Below are 26,935 nucleotides of genomic sequence, written 5' to 3' on the forward strand. Positions count from 1 at the left end.
ATGCAAGCCATCATTTTTTGCGGCATTCAGGCCAGCGGCAAGACTTCCTTTTACAAAGCGAATTTTTTTGATACCCATATGCGGATCTCCATGGATCAGCTGCATACCCGTAATAAGGAAAGTCGCTTCCTGGAAGTCTGCTTTTCCATACAGCAGCCCTTTGTGGTGGATAATACCAACCCTTCCCGGGCAGACCGGGAATCGTATATCCGGCTTGCCAAACAGCACAAGTTTAAAGTCACCGGTTATTATTTTCAATCGGCGTTAACCACGGCTATCCAGCGCAACAGCGGCCGTTCCGGAAAAGCAAATATCCCGGAAGCGGGTATCCGGGGTACGCATAAAAGGCTGGAACTGCCGGCATATGACGAAGGGTTTGACGAGTTGTACTATGTGGCCATTCAGGATAATACCTTCATTATTAAACCATGGAACAATGAAATTTGACGACCTTGATGTGAAAATGCGGGCGTTTGAAACAGCACATGATCAGCAGGTGCTGCCGGAAATGTATATGGTAGCCCGGATCGATGGCCGTGGTTTCACCCGTCTGACCAAAGAAACACATTCTTTTGAAGCGCCGTTCGACGCGCGTTTCAGGGATTATATGATCGATACCACTGCGCATCTGATGAACTGTGGCTTTAAAGTAATATACGGTTATACCCAGAGCGATGAGATCTCGTTGTTGTTTGATGTCAACGAATCTGCCTTTTCCAGGAAGCACCGGAAATATATTTCTATACTTGCGGGGGAAGCCAGTGCAAAGTTTTCTACCTTGCTGGGGGATGTGGCGGCATTTGATTGCCGGCTCAGTGAATTTCCCAATGAAAGGCTGGTCGTGGATTATTTCCGCTGGCGCAACGAAGATGCACACCGGAATGCACTCAATGCCCATTGCTACTGGCGTTTGCGGCAGGATGGGCTGAACAGGGCCGACGCGACCAAAAGAATAGAAGGACTAAGCACTGCGGAAAAGAACGAGCTGCTTTTCTCCTTTGGCATTAACTTTAACGACCTTCCCCTCTGGCAGAAAAGAGGAACCGGCCTTTACTGGGCGGATACGGAGAAAGAAGCATTTGATATAAAACAACAGACAACCGTTACTGTTAAAAGAAAGCAGCTGCAACGGAACATGGAATTACCCATGAAAGATGATTACAGCAATTTCATCAACACTATTATAAACGCCTGACTATGCCCTGGATCCAGCACCCGATACGCCTCGATGGCCAGCATGCACTCCTCACACCGCTGGAGTATCTTCACTTCAATGAGCTGATCAATGTAAGCCATGATCCGCGCATATGGGAGTTTATGCCGGTGATGGGACATGATCCGGCCACTTTGCGTAATGCATTGGAACAGGCCATGGAGGCAAGAAATAAAAATGAACGTTATCCATTTGTGATCATTGATAAAGCCAGTAACAAAGTAATCGGCAGTACCAGCTACCTGAAAATCAACCCGGAATACAAAAGCCTGGAAATCGGGTGGACCTGGTATCATCCTGATTACTGGGGCACGGGCGTCAATGAAGAATGTAAGCTGATGCTGCTCACCCATTGCTTCGAAACATTGGGGACCATCCGGGTAGAAATCATCACCTGGGATAAGAACCTCCGTTCCAGGAAAGCCATAGAACGTATTGGAGGCCAGCTGGAAGGTATCCGCAGAAATGCGGCGATCCGGTACAATGGCAAAAGGAATTCGGTTATTTACAGCATCATTGATGAGGAATGGCCGGCCACCAAAGTGAAGCTGACCGACCTCAAAAACCAGCGCTATCAACAGTTGAAGACCAGGTAGCCGGTGTATTTTTCGCAGCGATTATAAAATAATCATCTTTTATCGGTATTTTTATACCGGTAAATCATCGTTTATATTGTCAGGAGGGTGTTTCCAGGGATGATAGAGGAGTATTCAAACAAGGAGCATATTTTACTGCGAAAGTTCGCTGGCGGAGAACAAACCGCCTTCCAGTTTATATTTAACCAGCATTACAGCGCCCTGTGTTATTTTGCCTTTACCATTGTGGCAAATGAGCAGGAGGCGGAAGATCTTGTACAGGAAACCTTCTCAAAGCTGTGGGATAAACGCAGCGATTTTAAATCTGCCACCAATATAAAAGCCTTTCTTTTTATTGCCACCAAAAATGCCTGCCTCAATTTTTTGAAGAGCAGGGAGCGGCTGCAGATAAAGGAAAAAGAGTTTTCTTACCTGCAGGACGATCAGGTAACGGACGATATGACCGGCTTTGATCCGGTGCTGACGGAAACAGAAATTATTCAGCAGCTGTATGAAGAAATTGAACAGCTGCCCACCCAATGCCGGCGCATCTTTAAAATGAGCTATCTCGAAGGGCGCAAAAACGAGGATATTGCCAATACCCTGCAAATCTCCTATAATACGGTAAGGGCGCAGAAATTAAGAGCATTGAAACTTATCAGGAGCAGCCTGATAAAAAAGAACATCATTCCATTGTTGGGCGTTTACATCACCCTCCTCAAGCATTATTATAATTATTACTGATCATCGTTGCTCCGGTAAAACCGCGTACCAACCAGTACCCGCTATGCCATAGCGGGTATGCCGGGCTTATTTCCGGCCCGGAAGATATTAGGTCAAAATATATATATAAGAGGCCGTTTCAATGAAGATCGGCTGTAGATAAGCCCTATCTTATAGGTAGCGGTTATAGGGCGCTCACATGGGTGGGGGATAGGGCTTAGATAGGGCTTACCTCCTGAAACGCTTACTGGTATTGATGTTGAAAACACGTTTTGGGAGATTTAATACCGTTTATGGTAGTGATCGTTTTTAGGCGGAAAATATTTTTCGCGATTTCTTTAATCGAAAACAATTTTTCATTGTTTCTATACTAAAAGAGGGAAGTGGCAGCAGATCAACACAGTGGAACAAATCCGGTATTGCAACGAATCGCTTATCTGATCAATCGTTATCAGCAGGGCATATTGAGCGCAACAGAGGAGGCTGAATTGCAGGAATGGACCGCCGCTGCGGAGGAGAACCGGGTTTTCTTTGAACAGTTGACGGATCCGGTGATCCTGCAACAGAAGCTGGCGCAATACGAAAAATTTGATGCAGCAGCAGGTTGGGCCACCTTCAGTGCCCGCCAGTTTCCCGCCGCCACACCAGTGAAGGTTCGCAGCCTGTACCGGTGGAGCGCAGCAGCAGCCGTGTTATTGCTGCTTGGCGCAGGTGTTTATTTTCTGCGACCCGCCGGTCACACTAGCCAGGTAGCGGAAAAAGCGGTCACAAAACCGGTGTTACCCGGCTCCAGCAAGGCATTGTTAACACTGGCAGACGGCTCTGTAATACCGCTGGATAGCAACGGTAACCAGGTGATTTCGCAGCAGGGCGCACAGATTCATCTGAATAACGGCCAGCTGCAATACAATTCGCAGGACTATTCGGCACAAACAGCGTTGAATACCCTCACCACACCCAGAGGAGGACAGTTCCGGCTCACCCTCCCCGATGGTACACGGGTATGGCTGAATGCCGCTTCCGCTATCACGTATCCTACCGCTTTCCCGCAGGGAACAAGGGAAGTGGAAGTAAAAGGAGAAGTATATTTTGAAGTAGCGGCCCTGGCAAAAATGCCTTTTAAGGTGAAAGTCAGCCCGCACACCAGCATAGACGTATTAGGCACCAGTTTTAACATCAATGCCTATACCGATGAACCAGGCATTCAAACGACCCTTATACAAGGCGCCGTAAAAGTAAATGCAGGTAACGTTTCCAGGGTATTATTACCCGGACAGCAGGCCCTTGTAAGCGGCCCTGATCAAATGAAGGTAGTGGCACATGCAGACACTGCCGCCATACTGGCCTGGAAGAAAGAGGAGTTTTATTTCCGCGACGCAGACATCCCCACCGTGATGCGTCAGCTGGGCAGATGGTATGATGTAACAATTGTTTATGCAGGAGCTGTTCCTGCAGGCAGATTCCAGGGAGAAATCCAGCGTAATCTGCCACTGTCGGATGTGCTGGAAGGACTGGAAAGTACCGGCATCCACTTCCGCCTGCAGGGACGCAGCATTATAGTAGAACCGAAGTAACAACCATTTTTTAGCTATTGTCAACGGAAACATTTATGCACCACCAACTTTAGCAATTGTAATGCGGCTATACGGATAAAAACCGGAGGTGATTGGACCCACCCCCGGCGAATGTCCGGACGATATAGCACTAAGCTTGTACATACTGAATACTGATTATCCATCCTAACAAATGCAAATTTATGCAATTGACTTATCATGGTAAAGTCCTTTCTATGCCCGGACTTTCCCCAACCAAAATTGCACTTACTATGAGATTAACGATTGTTCTCATGATTGTGGCGACATTAAAAGTATCTGCGGGTGCTTTTGCGCAAACGGTGTCTGTATCAGTAAAAAATGCGCCCATGGAGGACGTGTTTTCATCGGTGAAAAAGCAGACAGGGTATCTCTTCTTCTACGACAGAGACCTGCTGCACACGTTGAAACCCGTGACCATCAAAGCAGAGAATACAGCACTGACAGATTTTCTGACGCAGGTTTTCAACGGCCAGCCAGCTACTTACATTATTAAAGACAAAACGATCTTTATTATGAAGAAGGCATTGCCGCCTGCCGGCAATAATCCATTGCTCAATATGGAAGCTACCCAGCAACCCGTTACCGGCGTGGTGAAAGATGCTGCCGGTAACCCATTACCCGGCGTTACCGTGAAAGTAAAAGGTACCAATACCGGTACCATTACAGACGCCAATGGCCGCTTTTCTATTGCAGCCGGCCCCGGCGATGACCTGGTGGTGACCTATGTAGGGTTTGAAGCACAAACCTTTCATATCGGTAACTTTGGTCCTTTTCAGTTGTACCTGAAGGAAAAACCAAGCAGCCTCGATGAAACGGTGGTCATCGGTTACGGTACCACCAGCAAACGTAACAATACCGGCTCTGTATCCAGTATCAAATCCGGTGATATCGCATCCCAACCGGTACTGGACGCTATCGGCGCCATGCAGGGACGTGTATCCGGCGTATTTATCAATTCTTCCAGCGGTCTGCCAGGCTCCAATTTCAAGGTAACCGTAAGAGGACAAAGCTCTATCCTGAATCCCAGCGATCCATTGTATGTGATCGACGGCGTACCTTTTTATTCAGATCCCATTAACCAGTTTACTTCTGCCAACGGCAGCCAGAGTCCCCTGGCTACTATCAACCCGGCGGATATTGAGCGCATTGACGTACTGAAAGATGCCGATGCAACCTCTATCTACGGTTCCAGAGGCGGTAATGGCGTAATTCTCATCACCACCAAAAAAGGGAAGGCAGGTAAAACACAAACTAACTTCAATGTATACACGGGAATAGGTAAAGTAGTCAATACCGTAAAGATGCTCAATACGCCAGAGTATATCGCGATGCGTAAAGAGGCATACGCACACGACAACGTAGCTTACAACCCCGATAATGCCCCGGATCTCACGGTATGGGATCAGCAGCAAACAATGGATTGGCAGAAATACCTGATGGGTAGTAATGCACACATCACCGAAGCACAGGGATCTGTATCCGGTGGTAATGAACAAACACAGTTCCTGTTCAGCGGTACCTATCATAAAGAAACAACCGTAATGCCCGGTAGCCTTGGCTTCCAGCGTGGCGCCGGTCACCTGAATGTGAACCACTCCAGTACGGATGGCAAATTCAATATCACGGCGTCTGCCAGCTACTCCGCCAGCGTAGACAATTCACTGGCCACGGACCTGGCTACCTTTTACAATCTTCCGCCAAACTATCCTTTATATGATTCTACCGGAAAATATTACTGGTTTTCTATGGCACAGAACCCGGCTGCTTACCTGATCCGTAAGTCGGAAGTACGCACCAATAACCTGGTAACCAACAGCACCATGCGTTACACCCTGCTGCCCGGACTGAACCTGAAAGCCAACCTGGGTTACACCAGAACGGATATGAAGCAGATGCGCATTACGCCCAATGCCAGCTTCAACCCGATGGATGCTACCGGCAGCCAGTCGTACTTTGGTAATTCCAGCTTCGGCTCCTATATCGTAGAACCACAGGTAGATTATAACCGCAGGATATCCAAAGGTGACCTGCAATTACTGGCAGGCGCCAGCTGGCAGCAAAGTATCACACAGGGACAATCAGTGATTGCCGATGGCTTCTCCAGCGATGCATTGCTGGAAGATCAGCAAGCCGCCAGTGTGATCACTCCCCGCCCTTCACAGTACGCATTTTACCGTTACACCTCTGTTTTCGGCAGGGTGAATTATAACTGGGAAGGGAAATACATTGTCAACGCTTCCTTCCGCCGCGACGGTTCTACCCGTTTCGGACCGGGCAACCGTTTTGGTAACTTCGGCGCTGTAGGCGCTGCCTGGATTTTCAGTAAGGAAGAATTTATGAAAGAGCTTTCTTTCCTGAGCTTCGGTAAACTCCGGGCCAGTATCGGTAACTCCGGTAATGATAAAGTAGGCGACTACAGATACCTGGACAGCTGGGCTTCTACCAACTTCCCCTACAATGGCGTGCCTGGCCTTTCTCCATCCCGTCTCCCCAACTCATTGTATCGCTGGGAAGAAAACCGGAAAAAAGAAGTAGGACTGGAACTGGGTTTCCTGAACGACCGGATTCTCTTTAACACCAACTACTACTATAACATCTCAGATAACCAGCTGGTAGATTTTCAGCTGTCGCCACAGGTAGGCTTCCCTTCCATTACCGCCAACCTGCCTGCCAGTGTGGAAAACAAAGGATGGGAATTTGAATTGAATACAGTGAATGTCAGACAAGCACATTTTAAGTGGAACTCCTCGCTGAACCTGACCATCAGCAGGAATAAACTGAAATCCTTCCCGGATATTGAAGCATCTGCGTATAAGGATATATATGTAGTAGGACAACCATTGTCTATTGTAAAAGGATACCAGTTCCTGGGCGTAGATCCGCAAACAGGCCGTCCTACTTTCTTCAGCAACAGTGGTAGCCCTACGCCTGCAGAATTCGACGACTATGTTATTTTGGGTAACAGCGATCCCCGCTTCTATGGTGGTTTACAGAACTCGTTTACCTGGAAGGAAATAAGTCTCGATTTCCTGTTCCAGTTTGTAAAACAGGAAGGGCCAAACATTAACTATGGCTACAATTCACCGGCTATCGGTACCATGGCCAACCAGGACATCAGTGCCCTGGACCGCTGGAAGAACAAAGGCGATAACACCAGTGTACCCGGCGCTTCTACTGCTTCCGGCGCAGCAGATTTCAGGAATTACAGTCTTTCTACGGCCAACTGGGGTGATGCGTCCTATATCCGCCTGAAAAATATCTCCCTGAGATATGATCTGTCGAAGTACACAAAGAAATGGAAAGTGAATAACCTGAGTGTATATGGCTTAGCGCAAAACCTGATCACCATCACCAACTACAGTGGCCTGGATCCTGAAACACAGGGCAAAATTATGCCGCCACTGAAATCTTATGTGGTAGGATTAACGCTTGGTTTATAATGAAATATTTCTGTTCAGCAGTTAATAAAAGGATTAACATGAAACGTATTCATATATTATTAGTCGGCCTGATTTTCATAAGTGCTGCTTCCTGCAAAAAATATGTAGACACGCCGTTACCAAAGAATGAACTGGTATCCGAACTGGTTTTTACGGATGATAAAACCGCTACGGCAGCCGTTACCGGCCTGTACAGCACCATGAACGCATTCAACTACCAGTTTGCCAATGTGCTGGGAAATTACCTGCCTTCCATGCAGTCGGATGAAATGTATTACTATGCCAGCTACGCAGATTATGATGTATTCCGCGAAAACCGGTTACTGCCCAGCAGCACCTTTGTACAAAGGATGTTTGCGGATATTTACAGCTATGTATACCAGATGAATGCCTGTATTGAAGGCCTTTCTGCTGCTACCGGGCTGACGCCTGCTGTGAAAAATCAGTTGTTGGGTGAATCTTACTTCACCCGTTCCTTCCTGTATTTTTACCTGGTGAATATGTATGGCGATGTGCCGATGATTACCGGAACGGATTATAAAGTGAATGGCGTAAAGCCCCGTGCTCCAAGAGCAGAAGTATACGACACTATTATCAGTGGTCTGAAACAGGCCGTGGCACTGATGGGTGATGCGTATCCTACCGGTTTGCGCTTACGTCCGAATAAAGCAGCAGCTAATGCTTTACTGGCAAGAACCTACCTGTATAATCAGCAATGGGCGCTGGCAGAATCTACGGCATCACTGGTGATCGGCGATAGCCGTTATACCCTGGTGAAAGATCTGAACACCGCGTTCCTGGCCAACAGCCAGGAAGCCATCTGGCAATTGCAGCCGGTAAACGTGAGTGGTGGCCGCAATACCTGGGAAGGATTTACTTCTACTCCTCCCAATGCTACTGCTACGGCTTTATTCAGACTGGATACACTACAGCTGATCCGGAAATTTGAACCGAATGACCTTCGCCTCGCCAACTGGACCGGTTTCAGAAAAACAACCGCCGGCGCCACTTACTATTTCCCGTATAAATATAAAATACGTCTGGGTACAGCAGGTACTATTACGGAGTATTCTATGGTGATGAGAATAGCGGAACAATACCTGATCCGCGCAGAGGCGCGTATTCAGCAAGGCAAACTTGATGCTGGCCGCGATGATCTCGATGCTATCCGCGAACGTGCCGGGTTAAAGGATCTTGCTACCGGTCTTACACAACCGGCTCTGCTGCTGGCGGTAGAACAGGAGCGCAAAGTGGAACTGTTTGCAGAGTGGGGCCACCGCTGGTTCGATCTGAAACGTACCAAAAGATCAGATGCGGTACTGGGACCACTCAAAGGCGCCAACTGGCAACCAACCGATACCCTGTACCCGATTCCTTCTGATGCCATCAGAACCAATGTTAACCTGACCCAAAACGAAGGGTACAAATAACCGTAGAAGATATGAAGCCATTCACAATACTGCTTTTACTGCTGGCCCTTGCTTTCAGTAAAGGACAAGCACAGCAACGGGTAGTGATCACACCTGCTTACCCGCAACGCGGGGAAACGGTAACGGTTACTTACGATCCGTCGGCGCCGGGAGCTGGTATCCCGGCTGCCGCCAATGCGGTGACAATGGTATTCTCCTATTCCAATTTTTATAATCAGCCCTGGAGAATGAACATGCATCGGGAAGGAGATAAATGGAAAGCTTCTTTTGTATTGGCCGACTATACCGTATATGCTACCTTTTACCTGGAAAGCGGTGAAGCCATTGACCAGCCGGCAAAGGACCAGCATTATGAAATACCTGTTTATACTAACAAAATACCCGTAAAGGATGCCTCGTTGTATAAAGCGTATAGCCTGAGCGCACAAATGGGGAAATCTCCCTTACTGGCGGACAAACAGGCAGCATTGTATAAAAAGGAGCTGGCCCGCTACCCGGACAACTACGAAGCAAAATTACGGTTACTGACCTACGAAATAAACAAGGCCGGTACCGTAAAGGAAAAAGAAAAGCTGAGAGGTGCAGCGCACCAGGTGATCGCGGACCGGTTTAATTCAGCGCCTACCAACAGCGGCAATATGAACAAGGTGACCATGGGTTACCTCATCATCGGTGAAAATACCCGTCTGGATTCTATCCGGCGCGTGGTGATGGAGCGCTATCCGCACTCTGAGCTGGGTCGTGATCTGCTCACCGGTGTGCGCGCCAAAGGAAAAGATACCGCAGACCAGATCGTGTTTTTTGAGAAAGAACTGTTGGACGAAACACCTGCCAACAGCGGCTCTTTTACAGAAATGCATGACATCCTGTTCCAGTATTACGCGGCAAAAAAAGACAGCGCCAAAGCGTTGTACCATGCCCGTTTCCTCACTACCGGAAAAGAAAACCCTTACCAGGCGCCTACCTGGCAAAGTATTGCACAAACCCTGCTGGATAACAGTCTTTCGCTCGATAGCGCCCGTGGTTATGCCCAGCGCGCGCTCGACAGCGTACGAACGTACCCGGTAGGCGTGATCCGCTTTTTCCCGGAAACAGGTTATATCTATCCGTATGCGGACGACAGCACCAGGAACGCGGTATACAACAAAGCCAGTCGCCATTTATCGTCGATCCTCGGATTGATTGCCATGAAGCAGAGCCAGTTAATGGCAGCCGATAAACACATGGCGCAGGCAGTAGATGCGTACGCCGATAAAGAAACGCTCGATAATGCAGCGCAATATTACCAGGCTACCAACAACACGGCAAAACTTACCGCACTGCAAACTTTCCGGAAAAAGCTGCTGGAAGATAAGGTACGTAAACAACGGATCAATAAACCAGCCCCTCCACTGACTTCTTTCGTGGATATGAAGGGAACACCGGTAACCGCTGCCTCATTGAAAGGAAAGATTGTTGTGATTGATTTCTGGGCTACCTGGTGCATTCCATGTATGCAGGAGATGCCCTATCTGCAAAGATTGTATGATCAGTACAAACAACATCCGGATGTGGTATTCATGATCATTAACAGCGGTGCTAAAAATACCCTGGCAGATGCTCAGGGATGGAGTGGTCATAAAAAATATACTTTCCCGGTGTATTATAATACCGATCCAGCCATAGGAGATAAATTCCGGTTTAATATTATTCCGGCTTCCTACCTGATCGATAAAGCAGGAAACATTCAGTTCGTCAACATCGGATTTGAAGGGCCGGAAGTGGAAGAGAAGCTGAAACAACAGTTGGAATTGTTATTAAAGGATTAAGGTCAACCATTTATATTGCGGGCCGTTTGAGGAACAGTTGTTCTTTCAAACGGCCCGTTTGTTATGTAAGTAATCACACTGAAATATAGCGGCAGTAAATGGGTTTGGGGTCCTGCCTTTTATTTGCAACACACGATAAAATAATTTGCATTTTTCTTTTAAAGTGAATATATTTATATAGTGTAGACCCTGAGCCATTGATCTGTCTGTAGAAATACTATCCCGTAGAAAATTGATTCCACCGGTACTCAATATTTAACCTAAATATTCAAACCAATAATGTAACCCAAACATCCTTTTTTGTATGAAGAAAACTCTACTATTGGCGCTCCTTATAGGAAGCGGCCTACACCTCTGTGCTCAAAATGATTATTACTGGTCTTCCGGTAAAAAGATTCCACTGAAAACAGATTCCACTACGGTCATTATTAAAACGGCCACCACTGCAGAATTGAAAAGTGCAGCCGCCCGCTTTAAATCACTGGCGCAACCCGGTGTGGCGGTCGATCACGCAGACTCGCAGCAGCTGGTGATTAAGTATCATCGCAAGGTGGCGCTCAAAGAGGTGACTGCCGATCTTGCTGCTGCCACCGGCAAAAAAACGGAAGCAAGATATGCGCATACTGCGTTGCAATCTCCCTTTATCCTGACCGGTAATATTTTGTATGAACCGGCAGATGGAAAAACACCGCAGGACGTTCTTAATTTTCTGGGTAAACAGGCTATCACGAGGCAGTATGAAGACCGCTATAAAACGGTGCACGTAACCGCAGCGCACCTGGATAGCGTATTGGCGATCGCTAACCGCCTGTATGAGAGTGGGCTGGTAAAATGGTGTCACCCGGACTTCTTCTCCGATTTCAAACCCAGTACCAATGATCCGCTTTATAACAATCAATATTATTTAGATAACTATGGTCAGACCGGCGGTACTGCCAACATCGACATTGACGCAAACGTTGCGTTCAATAATCTGCCTGCCAATGCGGCCAACAATGTGATCCGCGTGGCCGTCATTGATGATGGCGTAGATGCACATGAAGAGCTGGGAACCCGTTTGGTAGCAGGTTTCACGGCCGGTGGATTTGGCACCGGTGCGCAGTCAAGCACCACGCAGGCGCACGGGCAAGCCTGTGCAGGTATCATTGGTGCCACCCGTGATAACAACATAGGTATTGCCGGACTGTGTTCCAATTGCCAGATTGTGCCTGTGAATATTTTTAACGGCTTCAATGGCGCTGCTGCCAGTGCCGGCGATATTGCGGGCAGTATCAACTGGGCGTGGACAGCCACCCAGGGAAATGCAGATGTATTGAGTTGTTCCTGGGGAGGAGGTTTACCGGCAGATGCCATCACACAGGCTATTACGGCGGCCCGAACACAGGGCCGGGGCAACAGGGGCGCGGTAGTGGTGTTTGCGGCTGGTAATTTCCAGAATGGCAGTGCTTCTTCTGTAGCCTATCCTGCTAATGTGTCCGGTGTCATTTCTGTAGGCGCTATCAATAAATCCGGCGCCCGCTGGTATTACAGTCCCAATAGTCCTTCCATTGTAGCTCCCACCGGAGATGTGAATGGTAACGGCGACGTATACACGCTCGATCGTATGGGTACCAATGGTGGCAATGCGGGAAATTATGTGACCAATTTTGGTGGTACTTCTGCTGCTTGTCCGCAGGTAGCGGGCGTAGCTGCCCTGATTTTATCTGTTAGTCCGCACCTCACAGAAGCCCAGGTGAAAACCGCTATTCTCACCAGCGCTACACCCATGAATAACTCCACTAATTTTGGTGCAGGCAGACTGAACGCATACAATGCCATTCAAAAGAGCCTCCCTTATATTATAGGGCCGGATGCTTTCTGCACCACTACGGCTAATTATACCGTAGGGAATGCACCGCCTAATGCCACCTACGCGTGGACGGTGAGTAATACCAACTATGCATCTGTAACCCCTTCGTCGGCAACGGCTACGGTTACACGTTTTTCTCAGGGATATACCCCACTGAATGTAACGATAAACGGTATTTACCAGGCAGGTAAATCGCTGGTACTGGGATCCAATTCTTCGATAGAGGTTCGCCAGGCAGGTACCTGCTATGATGGCCGGCTTACCTGGGAGCTGATCGCTACGCCAAGTTCTTCCAGCGCCAGCAACTGGCAATGGGCAGCAGATCCCAACGCCAGTGGAGAATTTTATATCAGCAGCCCCAATAGTTCTTCCACCTTTGTTACCGTAAAAGGCGGCGGTTATGTAAATGTGACCTATACGGATGCATGTGGACAAACCTCCATGTCCAACGGGGGACTGGTATACAGTCCTTGTCCGTCCAGTCTGATGGCCAATGTTACGGTATATCCGAACCCGGTGAGCAGCCAGCTGTTTATAAAGAACGGTGTAGTAACACCTGCTGTGAATGCAAAAGTTGCAGCAGCGGCACCAGACAATACGCTGGAAGCGAAACTGTATAATGAGAAAGGATGGCTGATCCGTTCTTCAAAAATAAAGGAAAGCGATGCCACCATCACTTTTGATACCGGCAATCTTCCGGAAGGAACTTACTATTTGCATTTGTACCAGGGCGGACAAAGAACCGAGCGACAAATTGTAATCAGGCATTGATATTATAAGGTCCATGCTGTAAGCCGTGCAGATCCCCTGATCTGTACGGCTTTTTTTATGGGAAGATGATTACCTTGGAGATGATGACCGGAATCGGACACCTGTTGTATTGAAAACGGGCAAATTGTCATCATGATAGGTGCCTAATACATTGGTTATCAATAACGCCCGTTTCCGGCATTCAATTAGACCACGTCATCATATGTTCAGGAATTACTTCAATATCTCGCTCCGGAATCTTTGGAGAAACAAAGCATTTTCGGCTATCACCATTTTCGGTCTGGCTATTGGTCTGACCACCTGCTTACTGATCACTTTATTTGTGACGGATGAATTGCGGTACGACCGTTTTAATCAGAAAGCCGACAGGATTTACCGTATTAACGCGGATTTCTTTGTGAATGGTGCTGCATTTAAGGAGAGATATGCCCCGGGGCAGTTGGGACCGGTGCTGCAGGCAGATAACCCGAACGTAGAGAATTATGTAAGGTTTATCCGCCAGGGAAATATCCTGGTAAAGAAAGATAATACCACGCTGATAGAACACAATGCCAGTTTTGCGGATTCCACCCTGTTTGATGTATTCAGTTTAAAGATGATTGCCGGCGACCCGAAAACGGCGTTGAGGGAACCACATACCATGGTCATCTCCGAAAAGATGGCGCTGAAGTATTTCAACAGCACCGATGTAGTAGGGAAAACCTTACAGACCGATAACGTGAACACTTACCAGATTACCGGTGTAATCAAAGATGTACCGGATCAATCACATCTGCATTTCGATTTTGTGCGGGCCATGTCTGAACTGGAAGACAGCCGGGTAGATGGTAACTGGATGTCTGATAACTATGCCACCTATGTACTCATGCGGGAAGGCGCTACAGGTGAGCAGTTGCAAAGTTATGTGAACGCTGCCACGAAGAAGTACATGGAAGGACCGTTGCAAAAGATGACGGGCAGTAGTTTTGCTGACCTGGAAAAAGCCGGTGGCCACTTTGGATATAACGTATTGCCATTGACAAAAATCCATCTGCAATCACCTTTAGCGGATGAAGCAGAACCTTCCGGGAACATTCAATATGTATATATCTTTATTGCTGTAGGCGTGATTATTTTGCTGATCGCCTGCGTCAACTTTATGAACCTGTCGACCGCCCGCGCTGCTGGCCGTGCCAAAGAAGTAGGGGTGCGGAAAGTGCTGGGCTCACAGCGTACTTCGCTTATCTTCCAGTTCCTGACAGAATCTACGCTGACTACCTTTTTTGCGCTGATACTGGCCCTGGCACTCACCGTATTGTTGTTGCCTTACCTGAATCAGCTGGCGGACAAGCATATCCGGCTGGAAGCTGCTTATTTTGTGTGGGCATTGCCTTTTCTCCTTGTTACCACGATTGTGATTGGTTTCCTGGCAGGCAGTTATCCCGCTTTTTTCTTGTCGGGTTTTGAACCGATCAAAGTGTTGAAGGGAAAACTGAACAGTGGGTTCAAAGGTAGCTGGCTGCGAAACAGCCTGGTGGTATTCCAGTTTGCATCTGCCATTTTACTGATTGTAGGTACATTAGTGATCAACAATCAGCTGAATTTTATACGGAACAAGAAACTGGGCTATAACCGTGAACAGGTGCTGGTATTGGGGAATACGCAATCTTTGTGGACGCATGCCGGCAGTTTTAAAAACCAGGTACTGGCTATTCCCGGTGTGGAATCGGGTACGATGACGGCTTCTCTTCCTACAGACATCCGTCAGAACACCAGCATTTATTCCAGGGATGCGGCGCATAGCAATGGTCAGGTAAGTGGTTTCCCGGAATGGTATGTAGATGCGGATTATATTAATACCATGGGGATGAAGATGGCCAGCGGCCGCAATTTTTCACCCGATATGCCTTCGGATACTTTTGCTTTGCTGGTCAACGAAACAGCAGCGCGTTTGCTCGGATTTAACGACCTGAATGAGAAATACCTGTATACTGATCGTCCTTTGAAGGTAATTGGTGTAGTCCGGGATTTTAACGCGGGTAGCTTAAAAAGCAAAATCCCACCGATCATCTTCCGGTTGCAAAATTCGCCCGGTAATATGGCCTTCCGTATTCATACCAGCAATATCCCGGGATTGATTGCGAAGATCAAAAGTGCATATGAGTCGCAGCCGGGTATGGGTGGACAACCATTCGTGTATTCTTTCCTTGATGATAATTTCAACCGCCTGTATTTGTCGGAGCAGCGCACAGGTAAGATCTTTATTTCCTTTGCGGTACTGGCGGTGCTGATAGCTTCGCTGGGCGTGTTCGGGCTGATTACTTATGCCGCAGAGCAGCGTACCCGGGAAATAGGGATCCGCAAGGTATTGGGTGCTTCGGTAACGGGTATTGTGGCGCTGTTATCAAAAGATTTCCTGAAACTGGTAGGAATAGCGATTGTTATTGCTACGCCGCTGGCCTGGTATATGATGAGCCGGTGGCTGCAAAACTTTGCCTACCAGGTACAGATGAGCTGGACCACTTTTGCGCTGGCCGCGTTTATTGCAATCATGATTACGTTGTTAACCGTGAGCTATCGTGCTATCAGGGCGGCGATGGCGAACCCTGTAAGAAGTCTGAAAGCAGAGTAATTAATTGGCGAGCGGTAGTTCCAGGTAGAAGGAGCTGCCGCCTTCCAGGTTGTTTTCAAACCAGATGGTTCCCTGTTGTGCGGTGGTGTATTCTTTACAGAGGAACAGTCCCAGGCCGATGCCTTTTTCGTTATCTGTACCGAAGGTAGAGCGTACTTTCAGGGAGAAAATATCTGCCTGTCGCGCCAGGTCGATACCCACACCACTGTCTTTCACTTCAATCAGGCATTTATCGCCTGACCTGCTGGTTTTGATAAAGATGGTACCGCCCGATGGGGTGAACTTGGCGGCGTTTCCCAGCAGGTTACGGACAATCAGTTGCAACATGTTGATATCCGCCATTACTTTGATAGATGCGTCGATATTGGTATCCAGTGCAATTTTCTTTTTAGATACCGCCATTTTATTGATCTTCAGAATAGGATGAATAGCAGAGGCCACATCCACGGGGATAAGGTTTACATTCAGGCCATCCATCTGTGTTTTAGACCACACGAGTATATTGTACAGCATTTCCTGGGTGCTGTTGACCACATAGAGTAATTCAGTTTCTATCTGTGTTTTATTTTCGGGGTCCAGTTCTATTTCCCGCATCAGTTGCAGGTAAGACTGGATCGCTGCCAGCGGGTTACGAAGGTCGTGGGAGATGAGGGAAAAGAGTTTACTCTTTTCTGTATTCATCATCTCCAGTGAGCGCGTTTTTTCTTCTCCTCTCTTTTTTTCGTTGTTGTAGGCATTTTTCAGGTATACAGTGCCTATGAAAATAACAGCTACATTGATGATGTAGGTAGGCGTCATATCTGCAAAGATGTCTCTCCTGGTTTTATATACGGCTTCCACAGACGCAGGATGATAATATTCCCAGGCAATTAATCCGAGTACGGTGAGCAGGTTCAGTGCCAGCCACCAGTAGTATTGTTTGGGAGGGGAAATCAGCATGGCCAGGAAAAAAGACAGGGTAAAGGAAAGGAGGGAGGCGCCCTGTATGCCCCCGCTATAGAAATAGTTGATACCAAACATGGCGTTGATCACGATCACGGCAATGACTATACTGATATCTACCTTTTTCCGGTACCTGGATAAAAAATAGATAAAGGAAAAGGCCACTACGAGGAACGCAAAGATCAGCGAGGTAACAGTAAGACCGGTAATGTAATTGTAAGGAACATTAATGGCAATGATAAAGAGGGAAATCGCACATATCGCATTGAATATTCGGTTTTCTAGTGTAAACAGCTGAGGGTCACCTATCAGAAAGTTTAAGAACTGTTTCACCCGTTGGGACATTGTTGTGGTTCCGGTTATTGACATGTTACTAATTTAAGCAAAAACAACTGCTATTCACAGTGAAAATGCCGGGCTCAGGATAAAATCATATGATTGTAATGTCATCATTTTTTTTTGCTTTTCTGCCTGTCATTTTTTCTTTGAAAAGAAGACAGGGCCGGCAAAATCAAAGATGATTGTTGGGAGAAGCAATATCCGCGCCATTTGCGTCATATTGTATTCAAGTAGATGTGTTAATGAAATGTTAATTGATATTTGCCAGTGATCCGGCTGTTTTAACGGGAAGTCTCCGGAGGATACCTCAGTACCTGCTGTCCTCTCTTTTCATGCTTTTTGCTAAATGCATTTTATAAAACAGGGAAAGCTATAATAATTATCATTAATTTTCGGCCACGGAAAAGATAAAGAGGTATTCATCCACTTTTTAATATGCGCCACAAAAATGAGGAGTGATGGAGACTTATTACAGCTGATACAAAGAGACGACACAGCTGCTTTTGAATCTATCTATGATAAATACTGGCAGGCCCTTTATTTAAAGGCATGTCAGCGCGTGGATAAAGACGAAGCCAAAGATATTGTACAGGAGGTCATGATTACCCTATGGCGCAGAAGGAATGAGATCCGTGTAACACAGGAGGGAGACCTGGGCCGGTACCTGTTTACCGCCATCCGTTACCGGGTGATCAGCCATTATGCCTTTAGCGCTGCGGAAATTAAGAAAGCGGGATTTTTTGACACTTTTGACGATTATATAGCAACAGATACATTAGAAACCAAAGAACTAAAAGCCAGCATCGAAACCGAGATCGGCAAACTGCCAACCAGAATGCAACAGATCTTCCGGCTTAGCCGCGAAGACGATTACACCATTGCTGATATTGCCAAAACGCTGAACATTTCAGAACAAACCGTGAAGAACCAGTTGACAGACGCCCTGAAAAGGCTGCGTACCTCACTGAAAGCTTCTTCCACGGGAGATTGGACATTGGTATTGATCTACCTTTTCTTCCAGTTCCCTCATCAACAATAGTCCGCATAGCGGCTTATTTTTCCTTGTGCTGCCGGTGCCACGCCCGCTTTTTGGGAAAACTGTGCACCCGCCACCCGGCTGCTTTCGTATAGCCACGGAACTGCCATCCAATGCTTTGTACACCCGGAGGCAACGGGTGTTTGACCACATCCATAGCTACCTATGGCTCTCCATCTCCCGGAGGAAAAATATTTTTTTAACCGGACTAGTACCAGACATTATTTTTTGAGATAAGTAATAAAATCGAGCGTAGTGGAAGTCAGTAAAATCAGACAGCTTTTTAAAAAGTACATGCTGGGGCAGGGCTCCGGCACCGAAAACCATGCGATAGAAGATTGGTACCAGTCGTTCGATGCCGAACCATTACCACAAATGGACGAAGCGGAACAGCAACAGGTAAAACGGGAAATGTGGCTCCATATCCAGCCGCAAATTATCGTCGCTAAAACGTTTTATCTTACCCGTGGCTGGAAACGGGCTGCTGCTGCGGTTTTATTCCTCGCCGGCGCCGGAACCGCAGGATATTTCCTGGCTATCCGTTCTGCCGACACCTATACCACCTACGCTACCCGCACGGGTGAACGAAAAACTATCCGCCTCGCCGATGGATCCGTGATCGTATTGAATGCCGGTTCTACTATCCGTATCCCTGATCAACTCCAAAGGAAAAGAAAACTCCAGCTGCTCGACGGAGAAGTATTCTTCGACGTGAACACCAATCCGGATATCCCCTTCATCGTGGAAAGCGGCCCCCTGCAAACGACCGTACTCGGTACCTCCTTTAATGTATCCGCATATAAAGATGTGCATACACTCAGCATCGGCGTAATGTCCGGTAAAGTAAAGGTAGCCGGCAAAGGAAGCATGGCACAGGTGCTGGAGCGCGACCAGGAACTGGTCTATAATAAAATCAGCGGAGAACTGAAAGTATCTCCTGTGGATGAACAACAACCAGGCTGGAAAGAAGGCCGCCTGATTTTTAATGACGTTACGTTCAATGATATGGTGGTATTGATGGAAAAGAACTTCGGTATTACTATCACCACTACACAGGAACATGTAAGAACCACCAGGTATACCACAGAAATGCCGACAGATATGGAGCCCGCAAAAGCAGCACAGGTGCTGGCGGCGATCCACCATCTGCAGGTACGGATGATCAACCAGCACACTGTTATCTACGAATAATAAACAATGTAAAACCAAAGCTAATCGCTTAAACCACGTAAATGGAACCTTCTAACAATTAACGCCTAACCACGTATGAAGAAAATTGTAAAAAATTTCAGAAAGCGGCTACTTGTAGTCGTTTTGAGCCTGACGTGTGTGCCTGCGATACTGCCGGTATACGCCGGCCAGGGACAAATCCTGCAGGAAACAACCGTTACGATCGCATTGAAAGGCGGAAGCCTGGAGTCTGCCATCAAAGAACTGCATCGCCGTACCAAAATCAATTTTGCGTACGACCGGCAATTGCTCAGTACTTACACCATTGATCGTTTTTCCTGTGCCAACGAGCGACTGGATAACGTGCTCGAAAAATTACTGCAGCATAAATCACTCGGCTTTGCAGAAGTAAATGATATCGTTGTCATCAGCAAACTTACTACCCCGAAAGCCGCTACCGGCAGCCGTCAGGAGGTAGTAGTAGCCGGTGTGATCAAGGATGAAAACGGCAAACCACTGCCCGGTGTAAGCGTAGCCGTGAGAGGCGTCAGCACCATGACCACCACCGATGCCAACGGCCGTTACAAAATCATTGTCAATACCCCCACGGATGTACTGGCATTCAGTTTCATCGGTTATGAAACAACAGAGATCGTAGCCGGTAGTCAAACCACCATCAACGTACAACTGAAAGTAGCCAGCAAATCGCTCGGTGAAGTGGCCGTAGTAGGCTTTGGTACGCAGCGTAAGGTCAGCCTGGTTGGTGCGCAGTCGACCATCCGCCCCGCTGAATTCAAACAACCCGCATCCGACATTTCTTCTATGCTGGCTGGCCGTATTGCCGGTGTAGTGGGTGTACAGCGTTCCGGTGAACCCGGTAAAGGCAGCGCCGATATCTGGATCCGTGGTATCTCTACCTTTGGCGGTGGTAACAAAGCTACGCCACTGGTGCTGGTAGACGGTGTGGAACGTTCTATCAACAACATTTCACCGGAAGACATAGAGTCCTTTACTATCCTGAAAGACGCGGCTGGTACGGCTGTATATGGCGTGCGCGGCGCCAATGGCGTCATCCTCCTGAAAACAAAAACAGGGAAGGTAGGAAAACCACAGATCTATTTTGATTACAACGAAGGCGTGAACTCCTTTACCAAACGGCCTGAAATGCTCAATGGTATTGATTACATGAATCTCGCCAATGAAGCCTCTACTACCCGCAATCACAATCCGGTATTCTCTGAAGAAACCATTGCCAAAACAAAGAGTGGCGAAGATCCGCTGCTGTATCCAAATGTAAACTGGATGGATGCGGTGTTCAATAAATATGGACATACCCGCAGCGCTAACCTGAATGCCAGCGGCGGTGTGGAAAATGCACAGTACTATGTATCGTTGGGATACTACAACGAAAGTGGCTTCCTGAAAACAGACGACCTGGAGAAATACAACTCTTCCTTAAAATACAACCGCTATAATTTTACGTCGAACTTAAACCTGAAAGTGACGAAGTCCACCAAGCTGGACGTAGGCCTGCAAGGCTATTTCTCCAACGGTAACTATCCCGGCATCAGCACCCACGATATTTTCCAGAGCGCGATGGATGCGTCGCCGGTCGTATACCCGGTCATGTATCCCGGTGGCTTTGTGCCGGGCCGCTCAGCTAACGGCGGTTTCCGTAATCCTTATGCAGACCTTACCCGCAGAGGATACCGCAATGAATTCAGGAACCAGCTGTATTCCAATATCCGCGCTACACAGGATCTGAAATCACTGACGGAAGGTTTATCCGTTACCGCCATGTTTGCCTTTGATGTATTCAACCAGAATTACATTACCCGTTCCAAACGTGAGGATACCTACTTCCCGGATATGAATAATCCATACAAACCGGATGGCACGCTGAATCTTCTGAAAACCTTTGTAGGTAATCAATACCTGGGATTTGACAAGAATGATGGCGACCGTCAGACCAACCGCCAGTTTTATACAGAAGCCGCAGTAAACTACGACCGTGCTTTTGGAAAACACCGTGTTACCGGCCTGGGATTATTTTACTCCAGCGATAAAACCAATACCCTGGCAGGCGATTTTATCAACTCCATTCCGGAGCGGTATCTCGGGCTGGCGGGTAAAGCGGCGTATTCCTATGACGACCGCTACTTTGCAGAATTTAATTTCGGGTATAACGGTTCTGAATTATTTGCACCGGAAAACCGTTATGGATTTTTCCCTGCTATCGGTGTGGCATGGGTAGCTTCCAATGAACAGTTCTTCCAGAACTTTAAAAATGCCGTGTCTTTCCTGAAGTTCCGCTACTCCAATGGTAATACCGGTTTAGGTAGTGCCGAAGAGCGCTTTCTTTATATCACCAAACTCAATGATAACGATCGCGGCTATACGTTTGGAAAAGGATTTAATGAAGGAAAAGGAATCAGTATTACCCGCTATGCCTCGGATGTACGCTGGTCTGTTTCCAATAAACAGGATCTGGGTATAGAACTGCGTACGCTGAACGACCGTTTGCTGATCAATGTGGATGTGTTTAAGGAGCATCGCACGGGTATCTTCCTGCAACGCGCTTCCAATGTGGATTTCATGGGACTGGATAATCAGCAGTATGGTAACCTCGGCGCTGTAGAGAACAAAGGACTGGACGCTAACCTGGAATATAGCGCCCGCATCGGGAATGTAGATATCGCTGTGCGTGGTAATATTACCTGGAACAAAGACAGGGTATTGGAAGATGACCGTCCGCCACAATTGTATCCCTGGATGGATCATCGCGGCAATAACATCCTGGCGCGCTATGGCTATATCGCAGAGGGATTGTTTGTAGATCAGGCAGACATAGACAAGAGTGCGGTACCCGGCTCCCGCTCGCAGATCAAGCCAGGAGACATTAAATACAAAGACCTGAACGGCGATGGTAAGATCAACTCTGCTGATGAAACAAAGATCGGTCGTGGCGATGTACCAGCAATGGTGTATGGTTTTGGCATGAACTTCGGCTGGAAAGGTTTTAACGTAGGCTTCCTGTTCCAGGGCATCTCGGATGCCGATCGTATGCTGAAAGGCAGCGCCATCATACCGTTTAATGGCGGTGGCGGAGAGAGCAATGCCTATAGCATTGCCACCGATCGCTGGACACCGGAAAACCCCAGGCAGGATGCGTTTTATCCACGACTGGCCTATGGCGAAGCAGAGAACGTGAACAATACCCAGAACAGCACCTGGTGGGTGAAAGATGTCAGCTTTATCCGGCTGAAATCGGCGCAGATCGCGTACAACCTGCCTTCCAGCCTGTTGCAGCGTATAGGCGTGCGGAACTCCTCCGTATACTTACAGGGTATCAACCTGCTTACTTTCAGCAAGTTTAAATTATGGGATCCTGAACTGAACACGGATAACGGTTCCGCCTATCCGAATGTCAGAACTATTTCGCTGGGGGTAAACCTGAAATTTTAATCACGTAAGAAACTGATCATGAAAAAGCTATTATATATTTTACTGGGCATGGTGTTATTGTCTTCCTGCAAGAAATACCTCGACCAGGTGCCGGACGACCGGCTCACAATTGAAGAAACTTTCAGAACCTGGGCCACGGCGCAGAAATTCCTGAACAACGTATACCTCCGTATCCCGGATGAATTTGGCCAGCGTAATCCCGGTGATTACAACAACCGGGGACTGTGGACAGGTGGCTGCGATGAAGCCGATTACGTATGGAGTTTTGTACAGTCCAATAATGTGAACATCGGCAACTGGGATTCCAAATCCGGTTTTGTGGGCGACTACTGGACTAACTTTTACCGGGGTATCCGCGCAGCCAGCGTATTTATGGACAATGCCGATAAAGTCACTGATCTTTCCCCGGAACTCATTACCCAATATAAAGCAGAGGCCCGCGCGTTACGCGCCATGTATTATTTCTACCTGATGCGTATATACGGTCCCGTTGTACTCATGGGGGAGAAGCCGGTACCGGTGGATGCCAGTTTACAGGTACCCCGCAGTTCCTTCGATGAATGTGTAGCTTATGTAACCAGCGAACTGGAAAAAGCCGCTGCCGATCTGCCGGTGATTCCCCGGAACGATGAAGAATATGGCCGCATCAGCAAAGGTATTGCCCTGGCTTTCCGTGCCAATGCGCTGATGTATAGCGCCAGTCCGCTGTTTAACGGCAACACCGATATGGCAGCGCTGAAAAACCAGGATGGCAAACAGCTGATCAATCAAACGAATGATCCCAATAAATGGAAACTGGCTGCCGCCGCTTACAAAGCTTTCCTGGACCAGTTTGTACCGGGTACCTATAATTTGTTTAAGAAGAATAATGCAAAGGGAGAATATGATCCTTATCTTTCCTGCCGGGATGTATTCCTGACGGATTGGAATCCGGAAGTTATTTTTGCCCGCCCGGCGAATTCATTGAATTCCCGGCAGTATGAAATGACGCCTTTCCATAGCGGTGCGCCTTCCAGTGATGTAAGAGGCAGTGGTGGCCTGGGTGCTACGCAGAATATGGTAGATGCCTTTTTTATGAAGAATGGCAGAAGCATCGATGATCCGTTATCCAATTACGTAGCCACCGGTTATTCCGATTTTACCGGGCCTAATGAAACGGCCCCCAGTAATATTTATAACCAATGGGTAAACCGGGAGCCGCGTTTTTATGTGAACATCACCTACGATGGCAGTACCTGGCTGAATAAATCTTTTGGCAACATCGTTACCCGGATCTACAATCACGGCAATTCCGGTAAAGCCACGGGCAATAATGATTACAGTCCTACGGGTTATATTGTGCGTAAAGCGCAGGGGCTTGGCAAATGGGATGTAGGCGGTCGTACGCTGATGCTGATCCGCCTGGCGGAAATTTACCTGAGCTATGCCGAATGTGTGAACGAAGCAGATCCCGGCAACCCGGATGCATTGAAATATGTGAACCTGATCCGTGAAAGAGCCGGTATTCCGCAGTATGGTGCTGCCGGATTGCCTGCACCTGCCGGACAAGTAGCTATCCGGGAAGCGATCCGCAAGGAGCGCCGCGTGGAACTGGCTTTTGAAAATAACCGTTTCTTTGATGTGCGCCGCTGGAAGATCGCCGAGCAAACCGAAAATGGTCCGATCTACGGATTGAATATCGGATCAGATATGCCTGATTTTCTGAAAGTAGTGTCTTTTGAAACCCGCGTATTTGAAAGAAAGCATTACCTGTTTCCATTGCCGGCAGACGACGTGGATAACGACAAACAGCTGGTACAGAATCCGGGCTGGTAAATATATTGCAATCATCACCGCCGGAAGCAGGGAAGTAGCAGCCTGCTTCCGGTTTTAACCGTTTTATATGAAGAAGATTACCTGTTTACTGTTAGTGGCGCTGTTGCTCAACAGCAACTGTTCCAAAAGTAGTTCCAAGAATGAACCTGTTGGCCCCGGACCTTCTACCGGCGTGTCTTTCACTACCAAAGACGCTGCCACCGCGTATAGCAACTTTAACCAGTATTTCTATAGCACATCCGACAAACTGTATTACAGCACTACTGAAAAGAAAGGCATCGGTGCTATCTGGACCCAGGCAATTTATTGGGACATGGCCATGAACGTGTACCAGCGTACAAAAGATCCGGCAGATCTGCAACGGATCACCGATATTTTCCAGGGTGGTTACAACCGTTATGATAAATACAACTGGAACAATACAAAAGAGTGGTTTATTTATGATGATATTATGTGGTGGGTGATTTCCCTGGCCAGGGCGGAACAGTTGACCGGGAACAAAGACTACCTGGATCTTTCTGTTTCAGGTTTCAAAAGAGTATGGGAAGGATCGTATGATCCGGAGAAAGGAGGGATGTTCTGGGATTTTAATCACAGCGGTAAAAATGCCTGTATCAATTTCCCGACTGTAATCGCCGCCATGGCCTTGTATAAAAGTACAGGTGATGCTGCGTATCTCCAGAAAGCAAAAGATGTATACAGCTGGGGCGTTAATAACCTGTACGATCCCAACACCGGCCGTGTGGCAGATAATAACGTAAACGGTAATAAAGGCTGGTCGGATTATACCTACAACCAGGGTACTTTTATTGGCGCTGCAGTGATGCTTTACAAGGAAACCGGTACGGCGTCTTACCTGGAGCAGGCAAAGCTGGCCGCTACGTATACACAGAAAACCATGAGCGATGTAAATGGCATCCTGCCTGCGGAGGGCGACTGGAATGAGCAAGGGGTGTTAAAAGCGATTTTCGGCCAGTATATCATGGCGCTGATCAACGATGGCAAGCAGCCGCAGTTCCTGCCATGGATTCAGAAAAATATCAATGCTGCCTGGGGGAACCGCGATGTAACAAGGGGATTGACCTACCGCAACTACAAAGTTCCCTGCGTAACAGGTGTGCTGCAATCTTATGAAGCCAGCAGCGCGGTGTACATGATGCAGATCTGTCCGCCGGCAAAATAATACAACGCATCGTTTTCAGGAGGTAAAGCGCTATTTTTGCGCCTTAAAACAGAATATACCTCATGAGAACGATGTTGTTTTTTGTACTGACTTGTTTGTTAGCCTCCATTTGCGCGCCCGTGTTTGCCCAGGAACAGGAGGAATATGTTTTTAACACCTGGCTGGCGTCCAAAGATGACAGCCGTTATATTTTTGCAGATACCGCTATGGTGCGTATCAGTCCGGATACAAAGCAGGCGGCCATCGACACACTGCTGGCAGGAGATGATATTACCGTTGTGGAGTTGCTGACCAAACAGATGTTTACCCTGAAGGGCATTACCCTGCCCTGGATAAAAATTAAGTATAAGAAAGATGGGGTGGAGAAAGAAGGCTACGTATGGGAAGGACTGATCTCCTTTTCACCGATGCGCCGGGGCGACCTCAAATTCGTATATGCGTATGATCGTCGCGTGGATACCGTTATTGATAAAACAAAACAATTCCAGTATATCGTAAAGCTGAAAGTAGTACAGGCACGCACGATCCTTGCCAGCACCACCTTTAAAATCTTTGAGGGCGAAAGCTCCAGTTTTTCCTATCCCAAAGTAATGCCGGCATTAGGTCTCAATAATGTACAGCACATTGTGTCGCTTAGTTTCGGAGGCGAGGCCTGTGGTGTTCCTACCGATTACTATTACTTTGCCTGGATGAAAGATGGCCGGCTGGTGAGCCTGCCCGGCAGAACAGAAGTAGGCGATGCCGGTGTGTACTATCACGGTGAATCCTTTATTTTCCCCGGCGAAAAGAATGGTCAGCCGGATACGATTATCCTGAGTATCCACGAAGAGGAGGAAACAGAAAAGGTAGATAAGAACGGAGAACCTATCATGTCGGTGAAAGAATCATCCGAAAAATACAGCTGGGATGGCGTGAACGGCACTTTTAAAAAACTTGGAAAGTAAAGCGGGGCATTTTAAACGGGTTTAAT

At 47.7% G+C, this 26,935-nt stretch carries 17 protein-coding genes; 16 read left to right on the plus strand and 1 reads right to left on the minus strand.

The features are described 5' to 3' along the window. The 10 genes from BMW79_RS13180 (at position 1) to BMW79_RS13225 (ending at position 16,015) form a co-directional block, all read left to right on the plus strand. Positions 1-447 carry an AAA family ATPase gene (locus BMW79_RS13180; protein WP_089895414.1) on the plus strand — a complete coding sequence of 149 codons (447 nt, stop codon included), beginning with the start codon at positions 1-3 and terminating at the stop codon, positions 445-447. Further along, the gene (locus tag BMW79_RS13185; protein WP_089895417.1) at positions 437-1,195 is read left to right on the plus strand and encodes a tRNA(His) guanylyltransferase Thg1 family protein; all 759 of its coding nucleotides are present in this window, start codon (positions 437-439) and stop codon (positions 1,193-1,195) included. Before BMW79_RS13180 ends, BMW79_RS13185 begins: the two co-directional genes overlap by 11 nt. Before the next feature lie 2 nt (positions 1,196-1,197). Next, a complete protein-coding gene (locus BMW79_RS13190; protein ID WP_089895420.1) occupies positions 1,198-1,809 on the plus strand; it encodes a GNAT family N-acetyltransferase in 612 nt (203 codons plus the stop codon). An 87-nt stretch (positions 1,810-1,896) separates the two neighbouring features. Then, the gene (locus tag BMW79_RS13195) at positions 1,897-2,532 is read left to right on the plus strand and encodes an RNA polymerase sigma factor (protein ID WP_143059146.1); all 636 of its coding nucleotides are present in this window, start codon (positions 1,897-1,899) and stop codon (positions 2,530-2,532) included. 362 nt (positions 2,533-2,894) lie between these two features. Next, positions 2,895-4,085 carry a FecR family protein gene (locus tag BMW79_RS13200; RefSeq protein WP_089895424.1) on the plus strand — a complete coding sequence of 397 codons (1,191 nt, stop codon included), beginning with the start codon at positions 2,895-2,897 and terminating at the stop codon, positions 4,083-4,085. A 251-nt stretch (positions 4,086-4,336) separates the two neighbouring features. After that, a complete protein-coding gene (locus BMW79_RS13205; RefSeq protein ID WP_177192151.1) occupies positions 4,337-7,546 on the plus strand; it encodes a TonB-dependent receptor in 3,210 nt (1,069 codons plus the stop codon). Positions 7,547-7,584: 38 nt separating this feature from the next. Then, on the plus strand, positions 7,585-8,976 hold the full coding sequence (locus BMW79_RS13210; protein WP_089895428.1) for a RagB/SusD family nutrient uptake outer membrane protein: 1,392 nt from the start codon (positions 7,585-7,587) through the stop codon (positions 8,974-8,976). An 11-nt stretch (positions 8,977-8,987) separates the two neighbouring features. Then, positions 8,988-10,784: a TlpA family protein disulfide reductase gene (locus BMW79_RS13215; protein ID WP_089895430.1), complete on the plus strand. Its 1,797-nt coding sequence runs from the start codon at positions 8,988-8,990 to the stop codon at positions 10,782-10,784. Between the two features lie 304 nt (positions 10,785-11,088). Continuing rightward, positions 11,089-13,404 carry a S8 family serine peptidase gene (locus tag BMW79_RS13220; RefSeq protein ID WP_089895432.1) on the plus strand — a complete coding sequence of 772 codons (2,316 nt, stop codon included), beginning with the start codon at positions 11,089-11,091 and terminating at the stop codon, positions 13,402-13,404. 202 nt (positions 13,405-13,606) lie between these two features. Continuing rightward, entirely contained in the window at positions 13,607-16,015 is a 2,409-nt protein-coding gene (locus BMW79_RS13225) for an ABC transporter permease (protein ID WP_089895434.1), read from the plus strand. Here the strand turns inward: BMW79_RS13225 and BMW79_RS13230 are convergent, their stop codons facing one another. Beyond that, a complete protein-coding gene (locus BMW79_RS13230) occupies positions 16,016-17,326 on the minus strand; it encodes a sensor histidine kinase (RefSeq protein ID WP_089895436.1) in 1,311 nt (436 codons plus the stop codon). It lies immediately after the preceding gene. A gap of 418 nt (positions 17,327-17,744) precedes the next feature. Here BMW79_RS13230 and BMW79_RS13235 point away from each other — a divergent pair, with 418 nt between their 5' ends. From BMW79_RS13235 to BMW79_RS13260, 6 genes are all read left to right on the plus strand, one after another. Then, positions 17,745-18,335 carry an RNA polymerase sigma factor gene (locus BMW79_RS13235; RefSeq protein ID WP_089895438.1) on the plus strand — a complete coding sequence of 197 codons (591 nt, stop codon included), beginning with the start codon at positions 17,745-17,747 and terminating at the stop codon, positions 18,333-18,335. Positions 18,336-18,587: 252 nt separating this feature from the next. After that, positions 18,588-19,523, plus strand: coding sequence for a FecR family protein (locus BMW79_RS13240; RefSeq protein WP_143059147.1), 936 nt, complete (start codon positions 18,588-18,590; stop codon positions 19,521-19,523). Positions 19,524-19,598: 75 nt separating this feature from the next. Next, positions 19,599-22,967, plus strand: a complete 3,369-nt coding sequence (locus BMW79_RS13245) for a SusC/RagA family TonB-linked outer membrane protein (protein ID WP_089895441.1) — start codon at positions 19,599-19,601, stop codon at positions 22,965-22,967. 18 nt (positions 22,968-22,985) lie between these two features. Continuing rightward, the gene (locus BMW79_RS13250; protein WP_089895443.1) at positions 22,986-24,782 is read left to right on the plus strand and encodes a RagB/SusD family nutrient uptake outer membrane protein; all 1,797 of its coding nucleotides are present in this window, start codon (positions 22,986-22,988) and stop codon (positions 24,780-24,782) included. Positions 24,783-24,849: 67 nt separating this feature from the next. After that, positions 24,850-25,965: a glycoside hydrolase family 76 protein gene (locus BMW79_RS13255; RefSeq protein ID WP_089895445.1), complete on the plus strand. Its 1,116-nt coding sequence runs from the start codon at positions 24,850-24,852 to the stop codon at positions 25,963-25,965. A gap of 62 nt (positions 25,966-26,027) precedes the next feature. Beyond that, positions 26,028-26,909 carry an SH3 domain-containing protein gene (locus BMW79_RS13260; protein WP_143059148.1) on the plus strand — a complete coding sequence of 294 codons (882 nt, stop codon included), beginning with the start codon at positions 26,028-26,030 and terminating at the stop codon, positions 26,907-26,909. Positions 26,910-26,935: the final 26 nt, after the last annotated feature.

Source organism: Chitinophaga arvensicola, assembly GCF_900110835.1.
Taxonomy (GTDB): domain Bacteria; phylum Bacteroidota; class Bacteroidia; order Chitinophagales; family Chitinophagaceae; genus Chitinophaga; species Chitinophaga arvensicola.